The organism is Geminocystis sp. (assembly GCF_041753295.1).
Classification (GTDB): Bacteria; Cyanobacteriota; Cyanobacteriia; order Cyanobacteriales; family Cyanobacteriaceae; genus Geminocystis.
Genome location: NZ_JBGSUU010000101.1, coordinates 1 through 2,190, shown reverse-complemented (window position 1 = coordinate 2,190; position 2,190 = coordinate 1). Strand labels below are relative to the sequence as shown.

Genomic DNA, 2,190 nt, shown 5'->3' with positions numbered 1-2,190 from the left:
AAATAGAAAAGGTTAAAATTAAATTTTAAGTATGAAATTAGGGGAAAAAGAAAAAAAGATGAGAAAAAAAAGGTAGTTAAAATTTGAGAATGAAAAAACCCTGCTTCAAAATAAGTGCTATAAAAATTTATTTCTGTTTGTTTTTTATTATAAATAGCTTTTGGTAATATTTCTAATTGAATAAAAATACTGGAGGCAAATTCTCTGTCTGAATCTTCCAATATTGATAGGGCTTTTTCTGCTAATTCTCCTTCACCTCTAGCCGCAAAAATTAATACTCCTGAGTCAATAAAAGTTTTTATCATAATTAGTTAATTAATTTTCCTGATATTCTCCTTGTCTAATTTTTTTCTCTATTTCTACTTGTTCAGCAGTTAATAAAGGTTCTCCTTCTGCAATAATTTCTGCTCTAATTGCTCTCAGTTTTTTCCCTAACTCAGATGGTTCTTTAACTGGTTTATTTTGAGATTTTTCTGTTTGATAAATTTTTTCAATATAGATTGCTATTTCTTCTAATTTAGAAGTAGGTAATCTATCTAAATAGTTATTAATTTTTTCTTTAATTTGTACTTCTGTCATCGGTTTTGTCTCCAATATATATTTTGTTTTAATAATTCAGTAAAAACTAAAACTTATTGTTATTAAGAAAAAAGTACATTAATTAATTCATTTTTAGTAAAATTAAAATGATTTCCTACATCTCTTAATATAGAATTTAATGTTCCTATTTTTAAAGGATTATGCGCAGGTATCGTTAGATGATGCTCCCCATTTTCTTCTGTACTTAAACGGATATGACTCCCCGTTTGATGACTAACTTTATATCCTAGTTTTTTGAGAGCTTTAATTAAGTCTGTACTTGATAAATCTCTGGGGGTTTTCACGATGCTATTACCTCATCTCTAACAATATGTAAACGAATTATTTGAGGACGCATTTCTTCATCGATAAAATGACAGTTAACAGCGTCTTTAATTTCTATTTTTAATTGTTCAAGAGTTTCAGCTTCCGTGAAAATTGATTCCCCTAATGCTTGGGCAGTGTAACCACCTTCTATGGCTTCTTCTACTAAAAAAATAATTTCTTTGATAGGTTTCATAATATGATATTTTTTATTTACTAAATTATGATTAATAGTGATTTAATTTGAGTGTATTTTAATATTTGCTTCTAAGAATGAAATAAAATTGATCGATCAAATATCGTGTATTTTGTATATTAGTTATGTCTAAAAATTTGATTCCATAATTAATAATGATAACGACATTGAATAATAATAATCTCATCGTCTAATACTTGATAAATTAAGCGATGTTCTTGATTAATACGTCTTGACCATAATCCACTAAAATCAAACTTTAAGGGTTCAGGTTTTCCAATACCATTAAAGGGGTTTCTTTCTATATCTTTAATGATTTGATTAATTCTTTTTAAAGTTTTTTTATCTTGATTTTGCCAATACAAATAATCATGCCAACCGTCTTCTAAAAAAGAAATTTTCATGGGTTTTATTTTTCTTCTATTAACTCATGGCTTACGTATTTTCCTTGTTTTAATTCTCCTAATGCTTTATAAAGTCGTTGAGCATTTTTTGGACTCCGTAATAAATATAATGTCTCTTCGATCGAGCTATAATCTTCAAGAGACATCATTACCACAGGTTTTTCCGATTGACGAGTAATAATAATTGGGGCATGATTTTCGCAAACCTGATTCATTACACAAGTAAAGTTCTTTCGAGCTTGAGTATAAGTGATTGCATCCATAATGTTTATATACTGATTTTATTTTTGGTTTACCGTTTATGTACTTATATGGTTAATTATAGGAGATTGCTTCGTGCCTCGCAATGACAACAGGGATTGTCGTAATGACATTTAGACATTTAACCACCTCCTCTGGTGAATAAGTTATCTTCGATCGTGCGGTTCCATGATGCTAATAACGTATCTATAGCCCTTTGTTCAGCACTTATTTTGAAGCAGGGTTTTTTCATTCTCAAATTTTAACTACCTTTTTTTTCTCATCTTTTTTTCTTTTTCCCCTAATTTCATACTTAAAATTTAATTTTAACCTTTTCTATTTATTTTTAATCTTTCTGTCTTTATTTTTCAATTTTTTGCCATGTAGATCTCTGTCTATCCTGTTTTTACTACATTATAGACTTTTTTCCTCTCTATTTTTCTCATT

General features: G+C 28.1%; 5 protein-coding genes and 1 pseudogene. All 6 read right to left on the bottom strand.

Features of this window, described 5'->3' with window-relative positions; genetic code table 11:
• Nucleotides 1-305: pseudogene (locus tag ACEW8E_RS11570) on the bottom strand (hypothetical protein); the annotation flags it as partial.
• A 10-nt stretch (nt 306-315) separates the two neighbouring features.
• Complete coding sequence (locus ACEW8E_RS11565) at nt 316-579, bottom strand: hypothetical protein (RefSeq protein WP_373480498.1); 264 nt, start codon at nt 577-579, stop codon at nt 316-318.
• Nucleotides 580-641: 62 nt separating this feature from the next.
• On the bottom strand, nt 642-884 hold the full coding sequence (locus ACEW8E_RS11560) for a type II toxin-antitoxin system HicA family toxin (RefSeq protein WP_373480497.1): 243 nt from the start codon (nt 882-884) through the stop codon (nt 642-644).
• On the bottom strand, nt 881-1,099 hold the full coding sequence (locus ACEW8E_RS11555; RefSeq protein WP_373480496.1) for a 2-oxoisovalerate dehydrogenase: 219 nt from the start codon (nt 1,097-1,099) through the stop codon (nt 881-883). Before ACEW8E_RS11555 ends, ACEW8E_RS11560 begins: the two co-directional genes overlap by 4 nt.
• A 149-nt stretch (nt 1,100-1,248) precedes the next feature.
• Nucleotides 1,249-1,503 carry a Txe/YoeB family addiction module toxin gene (locus ACEW8E_RS11550; protein ID WP_373480495.1) on the bottom strand — a complete coding sequence of 85 codons (255 nt, stop codon included), beginning with the start codon at nt 1,501-1,503 and terminating at the stop codon, nt 1,249-1,251.
• Between the two features lie 5 nt (nt 1,504-1,508).
• The gene (locus tag ACEW8E_RS11545; protein WP_373480494.1) at nt 1,509-1,766 is read right to left on the bottom strand and encodes a type II toxin-antitoxin system Phd/YefM family antitoxin; all 258 of its coding nucleotides are present in this window, start codon (nt 1,764-1,766) and stop codon (nt 1,509-1,511) included.
• Between the last annotated feature and the right edge of the window lie 424 nt (nt 1,767-2,190).